Raw genomic sequence first — 14,962 nt, 5'->3', positions numbered from 1 at the left:
TTAAAGTTTCTGTGTTCGACTCGAACACAGCGAGCTTGCTCACGAAAGCGATTATGCAGTCGCTGCAACCCCATCTGGCTCTACCACAGCAATCAACCCCTCCTTCATCCGCTTGGCATCGCGCACAAAACACCGCGCAGCCAGGAACAAAAACACCATGGTGAAAAACAGCGCCACCGGGATCAGGTACATCGCATCATGCAGGCCGACAGCCTTGAACGCTTCGGTCATCTGTTCGGCACCGGCGGCAAGCATCGCTGTATGGGCGAAGTGATCGGACAACGCGCCCACCACCACCGGCCCCAGGCCACCGCCCAACAGGTACAAGCCGGCAAAGAACAGCGCCATGGCCGTCGCCCGCAGACGCGGCTCGACCACGTCCTGAATCGCCGTGTACACGCAGGTGTAAAAGTTATAGGCGAACAACCAGCCCAGACTGAACACCGCCACGAACACGCCAATCTCGATCCGTCCCGAATGCAGCGCCCAGGCCGTGCACAGGGTCGATATGATCAGGCTGATCGCAGCAAACAGCAGACGTCCGTTGGCGACCCGTTGATGGATCTTGTCCGCGACCCAGCCACCCAGCGTCAGGCCCACCAGGCCGGTCACACCGACAATCACTCCGGTCGCCACGGCGGCCTCCTGCAAAGGCATCAGAAAGTAACGCTGAAGCATCGGCACCAGAAACGAGTTGCAGGCATAAGTTGCGAAGTTGAAACACAGCCCGGCCATCACCAGCCACAGAAAAGTCGGCACCGCCAAAACCCGGCGGATAGGTCGGTCGACGCGCTCTTGCGAGACTTGTACGCTCTCGGCAGCCCCCCGCTTCGGCTCCTTGATGAAAAACATGAACACCGCCAGGATCAGTCCCGGTACGGCAGCGATGAAGAAAGGTGCCCGCCAGCTGTCGAACGCCTTGACCATCGCCCCGATGGTAAAGAACGCCAGCAACAAGCCCAAAGGCAGGCCGAGCATGAAAATACCCATGGCCCGCGCCCGTCGGTGAGCGGGAAACAAATCGCCGATCAACGAGTTGGCGGCGGGCGCGTAACTGGCCTCACCGATGCCGATACCCATGCGCACGACCAGGAAACTCCAGAAACTGCCTACCATGCCGTTGACCGCGGTCAACCCGCTCCACACGGCCAGCCCCCAGCCCATCAACTTGCTGCGCGAACCGGTATCGGCCATCCGCCCCAGTGGCAGGCCGGCTATCGCGTAGACAAGGGTGAAGGCGGTGCCGATGATCCCCAACTGAAAGTCGCTGAGGTGCCATTCCATGCGGATCGGCTCAATGATGATGGCCGGGATCGTGCGGTCGAAAAAATTGAACAGATTGGCCAGGAACAGCAGGAACAGAATGCGCCAGGCATTCGCCGCTTGGGTCGAGTTCTGCATGGGTCCGTCTCTTTTATTGTTATGGGGCTTCACTGCCAGCGCATCCGAGCCCGGAACTTGCAATCTAGTCAGGCCCGCGAATGCTGTCTGTCATTATTCGCAAGGCTGATACCCACCCATGGTGGCGGGCGCAGCCCATGCAACAATTTATTTCCAATCGCTCTAAAGCCCATTCCAAAAAGGTTGGGCCCATTTAGCCACCATGGCTTGCGCTTCGTGCATGCCCTCTATACTTCAGTGCATTCGCCAGCGTCGATTGCGCAGGCCAGGGTGATTAACGACGGGGCATGCTATGGACTGGCTTGGTCTGCATTTCATTACCGAGCTACCAGTGAACGGGCAGGTCATACTTAACTGCATGCATGACCCCTTTCTGGTGTTACTGGCTTATCTGGTCGCCTGTGCCGGCAGTTTTGCCACACTGGACATGGCCGAACGGGTTGCCCACGCGGAAAACCTCTCCTCCCAACGACTGTGGCGCTGGGTCGGTGCCGGCTGCCTGGCCGGCGGAATATGGGCCATGCACTTTATCGGCATGCTGGCGTTCCAGGTGCCGGTCGATGTTCATTTCCAACTGCCCGTCACCTTGTTGTCCCTGTTGATCGCCCTGCTCACCTCCTGGCTGGTGATGTACACCCTCAGTCGCCCCTCCCTGAGCTTTTGGCAATGCCTGAAAGCCTCCGTCTGGATCGGCATGGGCATCGCGACCATGCATTACGTGGGCATGGGCGCCATGCAGTCGCAAGCGAAGGTCTATTACCAGCCAGTGTTGTTTGGGCTCTCCATCCTGATTGCGATTGGCGCCAGCCTGGCGGCGCTGTTACTGGCCAGCCATTTGCGCAACGGCACCGGGATGTTTCATCAGTTGTTCAAATACAGCGCGAGCCTGGTTATAGGGGCCGGCATCATCAGCATGCACTTTACGGGTATGGCGGCTTTCAATCTGTTGCTACCCGGCGGCACCGTCCTGCCGCAACCAGGGGAACACAACCACCTGCAATTGGGGGTGACTGTCGCAGTCATGACGCTGCTCATCATTGGCAGCTGCATCAGCGCGGCCCTGGCGGACAAGAAACTGCAAAAAAAGGATCATGACCTGCAACGGGTGAACTCGCTGCTCAGCCAACTCGACCAGGCACGCGTTTCCCTGCAACAGGTCGCGCACTACGACGCCTTGACCAGCCTGATCAACCGACGCGGTTTCAATCAGATCTTCGCCGAGAAGCTCATCGAGAAAACCCATGAAGGTGGCATGCTTGCCGTCCTGTTCCTCGACATTGACCATTTCAAGCGGATCAACGACAGCCTGGGCCATGATGCGGGCGACGAACTGCTCAAGGTACTGGCCAGCCACATCAAGGCCTCGGTGCGCAGCCACGAAGATGTCGTGGCGCGATTCGGTGGCGATGAATTCTGCATCCTCATCGATCTGCACGATCGGGACGAAGCCCGACAAATGGCACAACGCATCATGCTGAAAATGAAGGACCCCATCGAGCTGGCCGGGCGGCGCATGGTCATGACGACCAGCATCGGTATCAGCCTGTTTCCGGAGGATGGAAAAACCTGCGAAGAACTGCTGAAAAATGCCGATTTGGCGCTGTATCAGTCCAAGGGCAGCGGTCGCAACGGCTTGAATTTTTTCAGCGCCAATCTCAAGGCCCGGGCCACGCTGGAACTGCAACTGGAAGAAGAACTGCGCCATGCCCTGCGCGAAGACACCGGCCTGATGCTCTATTACCAGCCAATCTACGACCTGAAAACCGGCCAGGCCAGCAAACTGGAAGCGTTGATTCGCTGGCAGCATCCTGTCCACGGTTTCCTCGCACCGGATCGTTTCATTGCCCTCGCCGAGTCCAATGGCCTGATCACCGAACTGGACAAATGGGTGCTGCGCAAGGCCTGCCAGGACCTCGGCGAATTGTCACGACAGGGCTGCGATGAACTGAAGATTGCCGTGAATTGCTCGCCCCTGAGCCTGGTTCGCGAGGAACTGGCCGGGGAAATCGAACAGGCCTTGCGCAGCGCCGCAGTGGCGCCAAGGCGGCTGGAACTGGAGGTGACTGAAAATGCATTGATGGGCAACATCACCGAAACGCTGGTATTGCTGCAGCAGATTCGCGCCCTCGGCGTGTCGCTGTCGATCGATGACTTCGGCACCGGTTACTCGTCCCTGGCCTACCTCAAGCGCTTGCCACTCAACACGCTGAAGATCGATCGATCGTTCATTATCGACATCCCCAAATCCGCCCAGGACATGGAGATCGTCCAGGCCATTATCGTCATGGCCCACACGCTGCATCTGGACGTGGTCACCGAGGGCGTCGAAACGTTCGAGCAATACCAGTTTCTCGAACGCCACGGCTGTGACTTTGTTCAGGGGTACCTGCTAAGCCGCCCGGTGCCCCTCAATGATTTACGCCCGGTGCTGGACGAGATCAACCAGCGCAAGCACGCATACACCGTTACGCCGTTGAGTCTGGTTCACGGTACAACTGCACTAATGTAGACGGGTCATGTTCCAGGAAGCCCTGGCTCCCATGCAATCGCATCAATTGCGCGGCCAGACCGCTGATCGGCGTTGCCGAGCCTTGCTCACGGGAAAACTTCACCGCGGTATCCAGATCCTTGAGCAGGGTTCGCACGTGCCATTTGACTGGTTCGAAACGGCTTTCGGCCATTTGCGGGCCGAGAATCTGCAAAGGTTTTGAGTCGGCAAAACCACCGGCCAGCGCCTCGGCGATCAGGCTCGCATCAACACCGGAGCGCTCCGCCAGCGCCACCACTTCAGCAATAACCAGCGCGTTGCAGGCCACGATCATTTGATTGCAGGCCTTGGTCACCTGCCCCGCCCCGACGGCCCCCATGTGCGTCACGCGCTGGCCAAGGCTCAACAAGACAGGTTTGACCCGATCAAGCGCCGCCGCCTCGCCGCCCACCATGATCGCGAGGCTTCCGGCCTCGGCTCCGACCACGCCGCCGGAGACCGGCGCATCCAGCCAACCCATACCGGTTTTACTGACAAGCTCCGAGGCCATTTCCCGCGTTGCAGTCGGTTCCAGGCTGGAAAAATCCACCAGCAACTGACCGCTTTTCGCCCCTTCGACAATCCCCGCCGCACCGAAAACCACCTCACGGACGACCGGGGTATCGGCCAGGCACAACATCACCACATCAGCGTGTTGGCATAGCTCGGCAGGCGTGGCGACCTGGCGCGCCCCAGCCTGGACCAGCGGCGCGCACTTGGCCGGATTGCGGTTCCACACCGTCAGCGGAAAACCCGCCGCAAGCAGGCGCTTGCACATAGGCAGGCCCATCAGGCCGACCCCGGCAAATCCCAACGAAGGTAGCGTTGACATCATTTGGCCTCCTTTTGATTAAAGAACGTTGAATATTGGCCGATTCATCATGACTTAGGAAAGGATTCCCCCGAGCGACATTCAGGCCATGGCTCTGAAGCTTGGGACAAATACGCGCTGATAAAAGACGCGAGTTCTCATTCCGTGACGGTTCGACGACAGCGAGTCGCCCGACCACCAGCCCAGGTACATGGCGAACAATGACTTCTAAAAACAATCCGGCCCCTGTGGTATCCGACCTGACGTTGAGCCCTGCGGCGAACAGCCCCGCCCCAATGCCGTCGAAGCCATTGCTCCCGTCCCGCCCGCTGGCGACCCAGCAATACCTGTATTTCACCGAAACCAATACTGACCGTATCCTCGACAACCTCGATGGCCTGCGCGACATGGTGTTCCCGCGCCCGTCGCATCTGGAAGGCGATAACGAACAGCACAACGATCAGGAATTCCCGTCGGTATGCCTGATCGGCCTGGGTCGTTGCGGCTCGAACATCGCGCTGGATGTCGCGGAGCTGGTGTACAACGCCCGCAAGTTCTATCTCAACGAATTCAACAACGAAGATCGCCTGTCGCCGGACAAGCGCTTTGCCGAAAAGGGCTACAGCCCGGCCCAATGGATTCGCAACAACCTGCGCCTGGGGCCGAACAAAGCCACCAAACCGGTGTTCCTGGTAGAACCGCTGGTCATGCTGGGCGACCTGGACAAAGACATCGCCGGCCGTATCCGTTTCTCGCGCAAGGGCGAAAAAAGCGGGTTCCTGCGCGACTACAGCAAAATGAAAATCATGGACTTGTCGGAAGTCCACGCCGGTGGCGCTGGTAACGCGCCGATCCTCGGCCAGTACCTGGCCAAGATCATCCTCAACAAGGACACCCAGCGTTTCTCCAGCCCGGACTGGAAAATGATTCACTCGTACCTGATCGACAGCTGCGGCATCAAGGCCAACCAGTCGCGCCTGTATTTCTCGATTTTCAGTGCCGGCGGCGGTACCGGTTCGGGCATGGCTTCGGAGTTCGGCCTGGCCCAGCAGCACTCGTACATGAACAAGACGTTCGACACCAAGCCGATGGACGAGCACGACGGCAAGAGTGGTCATTCCTTCGTCTTCGAACCGATCTTCACCAGCGGCATCTGCGTGTTGCCGAACATTTCCGATCATCGCAGCGAAATGTCTGAAGCCTTGCATATCAACGCCGGTCGCCTGTTGTGCAAATACCTGTCGGAAGAGTGGGACTTCTCCTACAACTTCGCCAACGAGGACAGCAGCGAAGCCAGCGTCATGGGCCGTATCCGCCCATGGAATGCCATGATGCTGATCTCCAACGACATCATGCGTTACGCCGAAGAGAGCGATGACGGCAATATCCAGAACATTGATGTCAATGCCATGGAAAAGCACGCCAACCAATACATCTCACAACAGATTTTCAACATTCTGACGGCACAAGCGGTAACGACCGACTACGACCAGAACTATTTCCGTCGTGCCGGCATCGACATCGGCGAGACCATTCGCCTCGATGCCAACGACCTGTTCATGAGCCTGGCCGGCCCGGTGGCCATCGCCTACGCCGAATCCGTGGTGCCGGAATCCCCGCCGCCGACCAGCGACAAATTCAAGGTGTTCGAGAAAGAGCCGCAGCGCCTGAACATCGACGACCTGTTCTTCCGCTCCATCGACCTGCCGCACTTCAACAAGGTCACACAGGCCATCGAAGGCATCAGCCTGTTGCCCATTGAGTCCAAGCGCTATCGGGCATCGCTGGAGCAGTACAAGAACTCGGGGTATGACGCGGCCGCGCTGCACGACCTGCACTTCTTCAAGAATTGCTCGTCGGTGGTGTCGATCGTTTCCCTGCCGAAGGACTACAAGCTGTCCTACATGGACCTGAACCGGTTGAAGACCCACCTCAACAGCCTGTTCCCCAACACCACGCTCAAGCGCTATGCGCTGGTGATCGGCGCCTCGGCCAACCTGTCCCTGACCACGCTGATCGCCAAGAGCCCATGCCTGTCGGACGACTTCCTGACGCTGATCGTTGCATTCATCAAGCGTTGCTTTGCAAAAAACCCGTACCGCTTCGATGAGACCCTCGACAACTCGATACTGGACTTCATCATCCATGATCACTTCGACGAAGGCTTGATCGACGACCTGCTCAACGAGTTCGAGAACCCGGCCAAGATCCTCGATACCAACTGGTACGCGATCAAGCCGATGTATGAGAAAAAGTATCGTGAACTGATCAACGACAAGGACAAGTTCGTCTCGATCAACGACATTCGCCTGTCCCGGGACTGCGTGAAAAAAGCCATCAAATACCTGCGCGAGATCTACCGCCACCGCATCGGCAAGACCAAGGTCATTTCGCTGAATAACCACACGGGTAAAACCACTTACTAAGACCGGCGCATACCGCGTCGTGGCTAATCGCGAGCAGGCTCGCTCCCACAGTATCCGAGCCAACGGAAACCTGTGGGAGCGAGCCTGCTCGCGATGACGGCCTTGCACGTCACACAAATCTCAACATCCAGAAACAATTGAGCAGCCATTCGGCTGCTCACTTAACTGTTCCCGTTACGTTTACGTCACCGTGAGGCTGTGGCCTTTCTCTACGGCAACGTGCCATCACGCTACTCGCCTACACACTTTTAACCGACACCGCCACGCACCAAACAAGTGCGGGCATTTATGACTTTGCCCTTTCCTGGATCATTATCCACGGCGAAACGACCACCGCCCACAACTCGGGATCACGTTCAAACAGATCCAGCGCCCGCGTTTCAGACAGCTTGGCGAGCTGATCGGCAGCCAGCCAGGCAGCCACTTTCTCCCCCTCATCGGTGGCCACGGCTTCGGCGGCGGCGATCAAATCCAGACCGGGGTCGACCCACAATAGGGCACCCTTGGCGAAGAACGGCTCCAACTCCTTCCAGGTAATAGATGCAGTTTCACCAAGCAGCTTGGCATAGAGGGTGCTAGGTTCTTGAGTCATGGGTCCTGTCCGGATAAGAAATCGACGCAATGATAACGTCGGTGATCCTGATAGAAAAACCCAGTTGCACATTGAGTCACCGAATGAAAAGAGCAGGAATGCCAAGGAATGAACGGAATCTGGCTATAAGCACTCCAAAGTCCCGCCGCAATTCTGTCTTTTTCTTTCAAAAAAGCGACACCCCAAAGTTTTGCCCCCCGCCGCCAGCTTCCCAGGCTGACAATCGGCGCTCTACACTGTACCGGTACAGTTGCCGAGGGGCATTTTCCGGGGGATGTCGTGGATATCTGACCCGGTTCTGCCGCCAACGGCGCCAGGACTATAAAAAATACAACAGTAAGAGTGGAGCACTATGACTAAGGCTACTAAGCAGATTTCCAAACTGTTTGCCGCTATGGTTCTGGCCGGGGTTGCCAGCCATTCGTTCGCAGCTGATACCATCAAGATCGGCATCGCCGGCCCTAAAACCGGCCCTGTAGCCCAATACGGCGACATGCAGTTCAGTGGCGCCAAAATGGCCATCGAGCAAATCAACGCCAAGGGCGGCGTCGACGGCAAGAAACTCGAAGCCGTTGAATACGATGACGCCTGTGATCCAAAACAAGCGGTCGCGGTCGCGAACAAAGTCGTCAACGACGGCGTGAAGTTCGTGGTTGGCCACCTGTGCTCCAGCTCCACTCAACCGGCTTCGGACATCTACGAAGACGAAGGCGTGATCATGATCACCCCGGCTGCCACCAGCCCGGACATCACCGCCCGTGGTTACAAAATGGTGTTCCGCACCATCGGTCTGGACAGCGCCCAGGGCCCTGCCGCCGGTAACTACATTGCCGATCACGTAAAACCGAAAATCGTTGCTGTGCTGCACGACAAACAGCAATACGGTGAAGGCATCGCCACCGCCGTGAAACAGACCCTCGAGAAGAAAGGCGTCAAGGTTGCCGTATTCGAAGGCATCAACGCCGGCGACAAAGACTTCTCTTCGATGATCTCCAAGCTCAAGCAAGCCAACGTCGACTTCGTCTACTACGGCGGCTACCACCCGGAGCTGGGTCTGATCCTGCGTCAATCCCAGGAAAAAGGCCTGAAGGCCAAGTTCATGGGTCCGGAAGGCGTGGGTAACGACTCCATTTCGCAGATCGCCAAGGACGCTTCCGAAGGCCTGCTGGTGACCCTGCCTAAATCCTTCGACCAGGACCCGGCAAACGTTGCCCTGGCTGATGCGTTCAAGGCCAAGAAAGAAGATCCAAGCGGTCCGTTCGTGTTCCCGGCCTACTCGGCTGTTGAAGTCATTGCCGGTGGTATCGCTGCCGCCAAGAGCGAAGACACTGCCAAAGTGGCTGCTGCCATCCACGCAGGCTCTTTCAAGACTCCAACTGGCGACCTGAGCTTCGACGCCAAGGGCGACCTGAAAGACTTCAAGTTCGTGGTTTACGAGTGGCACTTCGGTAAACCTAAAACTGAAGTTTCGCCTCAGTAAGGCCTTGCCTGACTGACTGCCAACAAAGCCCACGGCGTGCCGTGGGCTTTGTTTTACGAACGTATTGGGCCGTGCTGGCGTGATCCGCTAGTCTCCCCACCTGAAAATCTCAAAACCGTCATCAGCGGTTCGCTGGCAAACCTCGAATTCGAAGTGGATGCAGATCCATGGGGCTCGAGCGGGAAAATGACTCCACCAGTGAAATGCGTATCAGGTTTTTAGGAGCGCTGTAATGCCTGACATCTATCACTTCTTCCAACAGCTGGTTAATGGTCTGACCATTGGCAGCACGTATGCCCTGATCGCCATCGGCTATACGATGGTTTACGGCATCATTGGAATGATCAACTTCGCCCACGGCGAGGTGTACATGATCGGTTCCTACGTGGCGTTCATCGCCATCGCCGGACTGACCATGCTGGGACTCGACAGTGTTCCACTGTTGATGACCGCCGCTTTCCTCGCGACCATTGTCGTGACCAGTGCCTACGGTTACAGCATCGAACGGATCGCTTACCGCCCACTTCGCGGCAGCAACCGTCTGATCCCGCTGATTTCCGCCATCGGCATGTCGATATTCCTGCAGAACACGGTTCTGTTGGCGCAAGACTCCAAGGACAAATCCATTCCCAACCTGATTCCGGGCAACTTCTCCATCGGGCCAGGTGGCGCACATGAAGTGCTGATTTCCTACATGCAAATCGTGGTGTTCGTGGTGACCCTGGTCGCCATGCTCGGCCTGACGCTGTTCATCTCCCGCTCTCGCCTGGGTCGCGCCTGCCGTGCCTGCGCCGAAGACATCAAGATGGCCAACCTGCTGGGTATCAACACCAACAACATCATCGCCCTGACCTTCGTCATCGGTGCCGCGCTGGCGGCCGTCGCGGCCGTGCTGCTGAGCATGCAATACGGCGTGATCAACCCGAACGCCGGTTTCCTGGTCGGCCTCAAGGCCTTCACCGCTGCGGTATTGGGCGGTATCGGCAGCATTCCGGGCGCCATGCTCGGCGGGCTGGTCCTGGGCGTGGCGGAAGCCTTCGGTGCCGATATCTTCGGCGACCAGTACAAGGACGTCGTGGCGTTCGGCCTATTGGTTCTGGTGTTGTTGTTCCGGCCAACCGGCCTGCTGGGCCGTCCGGAGGTTGAGAAAGTATGACTAGGAATCTTAAACAGGCGCTGTTCAGCGCCTTGCTGGTGTGGGCCGTGGCCTACCCGGTACTCGGTCTGAAGCTGACCATCGTTGGCATCAACCTCGAAGTCCATGGCACCAGCAACGCCACGCTGATCACCATCGCCGTGTGCTCGGTGCTGATGTTCCTGCGCGTGATCTTCGACCGGGAAATCAGCTCGGCCTGGCGTTCCTCGCCCGGCGTGCCGCTGATTCCGGCCAAGGCCAGTAATTTCCTGACCCTGCCGACCACCCAGCGCTGGATCATCATTGCGCTGATCGCCGGTGCGCTGGTCTGGCCGTTCTTCGGCTCTCGCGGCGCGGTGGACATCGCGACCCTGGTGCTGATCTACGTGATGCTCGGCCTCGGCCTGAACATCGTGGTCGGCCTGGCCGGCCTGCTCGACCTCGGTTACGTCGGCTTCTACGCCGTCGGTGCCTACAGCTATGCGCTGCTGTCGCACTACTACGGCCTGAGCTTCTGGATCTGCCTGCCAATCGCCGGCCTGATGTCCGCCACCTTCGGCTTCCTGCTCGGTTTCCCGGTACTGCGTCTGCGCGGTGACTACCTGGCGATCGTGACCCTGGGCTTTGGTGAAATCATCCGTCTGTTCCTGCGTAACCTGACCGGCCTCACTGGCGGTCCGAACGGCATCAGCAACATCGAGAAACCGACGTTCTTCGGCCTGACCTTCGAACGTAAAGCCGCCGAAGGGATGCAGACCTTCCACGAGTACTTCGGCCTGGAATACAACTCGATCAACAAGGTGATCTTCCTTTACCTGGTTGCGTTGCTCCTGGCTTTGGGTGCGCTGTTCGTCATCAACCGCTTGCTGCGCATGCCGCTGGGCCGCGCGTGGGAAGCCTTGCGTGAAGACGAAATCGCCTGCCGGGCACTGGGCCTCAACCCGACCGTGATCAAGCTTTCAGCCTTTACCCTGGGCGCCAGCTTCGCCGGTTTTGCCGGCAGCTTCTTCGCTGCCCGTCAGGGCCTGGTAACGCCGGAATCCTTCACCTTCATCGAGTCGGCGATCATTCTCGCCATCGTCGTGCTGGGTGGCATGGGCTCGCAGCTGGGCGTGATCCTCGCGGCGGTGGTCATGATCCTGTTGCCGGAAATGATGCGTGAGTTCAGTGAGTACCGCATGTTGATGTTCGGTGCCTTGATGGTACTGATGATGATCTGGCGCCCTCAGGGTCTGCTGCCCATGCAACGTCCTCACATGGAGCTGCGCAAATGAGCCGCGAGATCCTGAAAGTAGAAAACCTGAGCATGCGCTTCGGCGGCTTGCTGGCGGTCAACGGCGTAGCCTTGAGCGTGAAAGAGAAACAAGTGGTCGCCCTGATCGGCCCCAACGGCGCCGGCAAGACCACCGTGTTCAACTGCCTGACCGGCTTCTACAAGCCAAGCGGCGGCAGCATCCTGCTGGACGGCGAGCCGATCGAGGGCCTGCCGGGCCACAAGATCGCCCTCAAAGGCGTGGTGCGTACCTTCCAGAACGTGCGGTTGTTCAAGGACATGACTGCGGTCGAGAACCTCTTGATCGCCCAGCATCGTCACCTGAACACCAACTTCCTGTCCGGCCTGTTCAAGACCCCGTCGTTCCGCAAAAGCGAACGCGAGGCCATGGATTTCGCCGAATACTGGCTGGAAAAAGTTCATCTCAAGGAGTTCGCCAACCGTCCGGCCGGTACCCTGGCCTACGGTCAGCAACGTCGCCTGGAAATCGCTCGCTGCATGATGACCCGCCCGCGGATCCTCATGCTCGACGAGCCCGCAGCCGGCCTGAACCCGAAGGAAACCGAAGACCTCAAGGCGCTGATCAGCGTGCTGCGTGAAGAGCACAACGTCACCGTGCTGCTGATCGAACACGACATGAAACTGGTCATGAGCATTTCCGACCACATCGTCGTGATCAACCAGGGCACGCCTCTGGCCGACGGCACGCCGGAACAGATCCGCGACAATCCTGAAGTGATCAAAGCCTACCTGGGGGAAGCGTAAATGCTGCAGTTCGAAAACGTTTCCACCTTCTATGGCAAGATCCAGGCCCTGCACAGCGTCAACGTGGAAATCCGTCAGGGCGAAATCGTCACGCTGATCGGCGCCAACGGCGCGGGCAAATCCACCCTGCTGATGACCCTCTGCGGCTCGCCGCAAGCCCACAGCGGCAGCATCCGTTACTTGGGTGAAGAGCTCGTGGGGCAAACCTCGGCGCAGATCATGCGCAAGAGCATCGCCGTGGTGCCGGAAGGTCGCCGGGTGTTCTCGCGCCTGACCGTGGAAGAAAACCTCTCCATGGGTGGTTTCTTTACCGCGAAGGGCGATTATCAGGAACAAATGGACAAGGTCCTCGGACTTTTCCCACGCCTGAAAGAGCGCTTTAGCCAACGCGGCGGCACCATGTCCGGCGGCGAACAGCAAATGCTTGCCATCGGCCGTGCGCTGATGAGCAAACCCAAGCTGCTGCTGCTCGACGAGCCATCGTTGGGCCTGGCACCGATTATCATCCAGCAGATCTTCGACATCATCGAACAGTTGCGCAAGGACGGTGTGACGGTGTTCCTGGTCGAGCAAAACGCCAACCAGGCGCTGAAAATCGCTGACCGTGCCTACGTGCTGGAAAACGGCCGGGTCGTGATGCAAGGCACCGGTGAAGCCTTGCTGACCGACCCGAAAGTGCGCGAAGCGTACCTCGGCGGCTAAGCGATTGCGGTAACCAGAAAACGGCCTTTGCGGGCCGTTTTTTTATGCCTGCCAACCTCTAGAACCATGAAGATCCACTGTAGGAGCGAGCTTGCTCGCGAAGAACCTGAGAGTGCAGCGCTCATCGAAACATTCCTCGTCATGGTTGACGACCATCGTCGGAACACCGCCCGAAACAAGCTCGCGCCTACAGTCGATCCAACGCCTCCCCACTGCGTTTGAACCAGCCAATCAGATAATCCGACAACACTTGCGTACGCTTGGGCAGCCCACCCTGATACGGATGCACCAGGTACATCGGCATGCTCCGGGTCTGGTAATCGCGCAGGAGCCAGCGCAAACGTCCGTCAGCCAATTCCGCCGGCAGCAAGTAGGACGGCAAACGCGCGATACCCGCCCCGGCCAGGGCGGCCTTCTTCAACAAGTTGTAATGGTTGCTGGCAAACGGCCCGGACACACGTACCCGCAACAATTCGTGTTGCTGGTGATACAGCCATTCTTCGCGACCGCTGTAGTGGCTGTTGAGCAGGCAACGATGATCGGCCAATGCCTGAGGCGTCAGCGGCTCGCCATATTGTTCGAGATACGCAGGGCTGGCGCAGGTCATCTCGTGCCACGCCAACAGCGGGCGTGCCACCAGACGCTGATCGTTAGCCACCTCCGAGCGAACCGCGAGGTCATAGCCATCACGAGATAAATCGCGATAGTTATTGCTCAGGTCCAACTCGATCTGCACTTCTGGGTACTGGCTGGAGAACTCCAGCAACAGACCGTCGAAGAAGGTTTCCCCGAGGGAAACCGGAACCGTCATGCGCACCGGCCCGGCCATGTCGTCCTTCAGTCGCGCCAATGCCTGACGCGCCCGCTCGACCTGCACCACCAGCGCCTGCGCCTGCGGCAGCAAGGCAGCGCCCGCAGCCGTCAGGCTCAAGCGCCGTGTAGTGCGCTGCAGCAAGACCACGGAAAACTGCGCTTCCAGCTGACTGATACGCTTGGACAATTGCCCCTTGCTGCAACCCAATTGTTGCGCCGCCAAAGTAAAGCTCCCCGCCTCGACCAGTACCGCGAACGCCGCGAGATCATCCATTTCACTCATGGATTGTTTCCATTTGAAAACCAAAGGTTGCCTATTAGCGCGCTTATCAACGTAAAAAACCACTCTAAACTGAGGTCTCATTCAACCCAATCGAGGATCAGCACCATGAAAATTCTTTTGATCGGCGCAGGCGGCACCATCGGTTCAGCGGTCGACAAGGAACTGTCTCAACGCCATGAGATCGTTCGTATCGGCCGCAAGAGCGGTGATTTTCAGGTGGACATCAGCGACAGCGCGTCGATTCGCAAACTGTTCGAGCAGACCGGAAAATTCGACGCGCTGATCTGCGCCGCCGGTAACGTGACCTTCGCACCGCTGGCCGATATGACGGAAGAGAGTTTCGCCCTCGGCCTCAAAGACAAACTGATGGGTCAGGTCAATCTGCTGTTGATCGGTCGCGAGTACGCCAATGACGGCGCCTCGTTCACCTTCACCACTGGCGTGCTCAGCCACGACCCGATACGTAGCGGCGCGTCGGCAGCGCTGGTCAACGGTGCACTGGACAGTTTCGTCCGCGCCGCCGCCATCGAACTGCCACGCGGCCTGCGAGTGAATTCGATCAGCCCGAACGTGCTCGTCGAAGCCATGGGCAAATACGCGCCGTACTTCCGTGGCTTCAAACCGGTTCCTGCGGCGGATGTCGCACTGGCCTACGCGAAAAGCGTGGAAGGCCTGCAGACAGGCCAGACCATTCACGTGGGCTAAAGCCTTGTGATGAACGGTCAGGCTGAGTAACGTGGCGGCACTTGTCAGG

12 protein-coding genes are annotated in these 14,962 nt (G+C 58.4%); 8 read left to right on the top strand and 4 right to left on the bottom strand.

The genetic code is table 11. The annotated features are described in order from the left end of the window. Window positions 1-51: 51 nt before the first annotated feature. Window positions 52-1,401 (bottom strand): spinster family MFS transporter, encoded by a 1,350-nt coding sequence (locus tag GQ39_RS00790; RefSeq protein ID WP_047526483.1) that lies wholly within the window; start codon window positions 1,399-1,401, stop codon window positions 52-54. A 358-nt stretch (window positions 1,402-1,759) separates the two neighbouring features. Between GQ39_RS00790 and GQ39_RS00785 the strand changes: the two genes are divergently transcribed. Continuing rightward, the gene (locus GQ39_RS00785; protein ID WP_279627446.1) at window positions 1,760-3,910 is read left to right on the top strand and encodes a putative bifunctional diguanylate cyclase/phosphodiesterase; all 2,151 of its coding nucleotides are present in this window, start codon (window positions 1,760-1,762) and stop codon (window positions 3,908-3,910) included. Here the strand turns inward: GQ39_RS00785 and GQ39_RS00780 are convergent. Continuing rightward, window positions 3,867-4,763 (bottom strand): NAD(P)-dependent oxidoreductase, encoded by an 897-nt coding sequence (locus GQ39_RS00780; protein WP_161793916.1) that lies wholly within the window; start codon window positions 4,761-4,763, stop codon window positions 3,867-3,869. The genes GQ39_RS00785 and GQ39_RS00780 overlap by 44 nt on opposite strands. Before the next feature lie 197 nt (window positions 4,764-4,960). Between GQ39_RS00780 and GQ39_RS00775 the strand changes: the two genes are divergently transcribed. Next, complete coding sequence (locus GQ39_RS00775; RefSeq protein ID WP_047526481.1) at window positions 4,961-7,165, top strand: hypothetical protein; 2,205 nt, start codon at window positions 4,961-4,963, stop codon at window positions 7,163-7,165. Window positions 7,166-7,451: 286 nt separating this feature from the next. Here the strand turns inward: GQ39_RS00775 and GQ39_RS00770 are convergent, their stop codons facing one another. Beyond that, the gene (locus tag GQ39_RS00770; protein WP_047526479.1) at window positions 7,452-7,757 is read right to left on the bottom strand and encodes a DUF2288 domain-containing protein; all 306 of its coding nucleotides are present in this window, start codon (window positions 7,755-7,757) and stop codon (window positions 7,452-7,454) included. 352 nt (window positions 7,758-8,109) lie between these two features. On the opposite strand from GQ39_RS00770, the gene GQ39_RS00765 reads away from it, so the two are divergent. From GQ39_RS00765 to GQ39_RS00745, 5 genes are all read left to right on the top strand, one after another. After that, window positions 8,110-9,237 carry a branched-chain amino acid ABC transporter substrate-binding protein gene (locus tag GQ39_RS00765; RefSeq protein WP_047526476.1) on the top strand — a complete coding sequence of 376 codons (1,128 nt, stop codon included), beginning with the start codon at window positions 8,110-8,112 and terminating at the stop codon, window positions 9,235-9,237. 232 nt (window positions 9,238-9,469) lie between these two features. Further along, a complete protein-coding gene (gene livH / locus GQ39_RS00760) occupies window positions 9,470-10,393 on the top strand; it encodes a high-affinity branched-chain amino acid ABC transporter permease LivH (RefSeq protein ID WP_047526475.1) in 924 nt (307 codons plus the stop codon). Further along, on the top strand, window positions 10,390-11,646 hold the full coding sequence (locus GQ39_RS00755) for a high-affinity branched-chain amino acid ABC transporter permease LivM (protein ID WP_047526473.1): 1,257 nt from the start codon (window positions 10,390-10,392) through the stop codon (window positions 11,644-11,646). Before livH ends, GQ39_RS00755 begins: the two co-directional genes overlap by 4 nt. Then, entirely contained in the window at window positions 11,643-12,410 is a 768-nt protein-coding gene (livG, locus tag GQ39_RS00750; protein WP_047526471.1) for a high-affinity branched-chain amino acid ABC transporter ATP-binding protein LivG, read from the top strand. The genes GQ39_RS00755 and livG overlap by 4 nt, the downstream gene beginning before the upstream one ends. Further along, a complete protein-coding gene (locus GQ39_RS00745) occupies window positions 12,411-13,112 on the top strand; it encodes an ABC transporter ATP-binding protein (protein ID WP_047526470.1) in 702 nt (233 codons plus the stop codon). 187 nt (window positions 13,113-13,299) lie between these two features. Here GQ39_RS00745 and GQ39_RS00740 read toward each other — a convergent pair whose 3' ends face one another. Next, on the bottom strand, window positions 13,300-14,208 hold the full coding sequence (locus GQ39_RS00740; protein ID WP_047526468.1) for a LysR family transcriptional regulator: 909 nt from the start codon (window positions 14,206-14,208) through the stop codon (window positions 13,300-13,302). 105 nt (window positions 14,209-14,313) lie between these two features. Here GQ39_RS00740 and GQ39_RS00735 point away from each other — a divergent pair, with 105 nt between their 5' ends. Then, window positions 14,314-14,913, top strand: a complete 600-nt coding sequence (locus GQ39_RS00735) for a short chain dehydrogenase (RefSeq protein ID WP_047526466.1) — start codon at window positions 14,314-14,316, stop codon at window positions 14,911-14,913. The last annotated feature ends 49 nt before the right edge of the window (window positions 14,914-14,962 follow it).

The organism is Pseudomonas sp. 11/12A (assembly GCF_000800055.1).
GTDB lineage: Bacteria > Pseudomonadota > Gammaproteobacteria > Pseudomonadales > Pseudomonadaceae > Aquipseudomonas > Aquipseudomonas mohnii.
The sequence above is the reverse complement of the archived record's forward strand: the minus strand, read 5'-3'. Positions and strand labels throughout refer to the sequence as shown.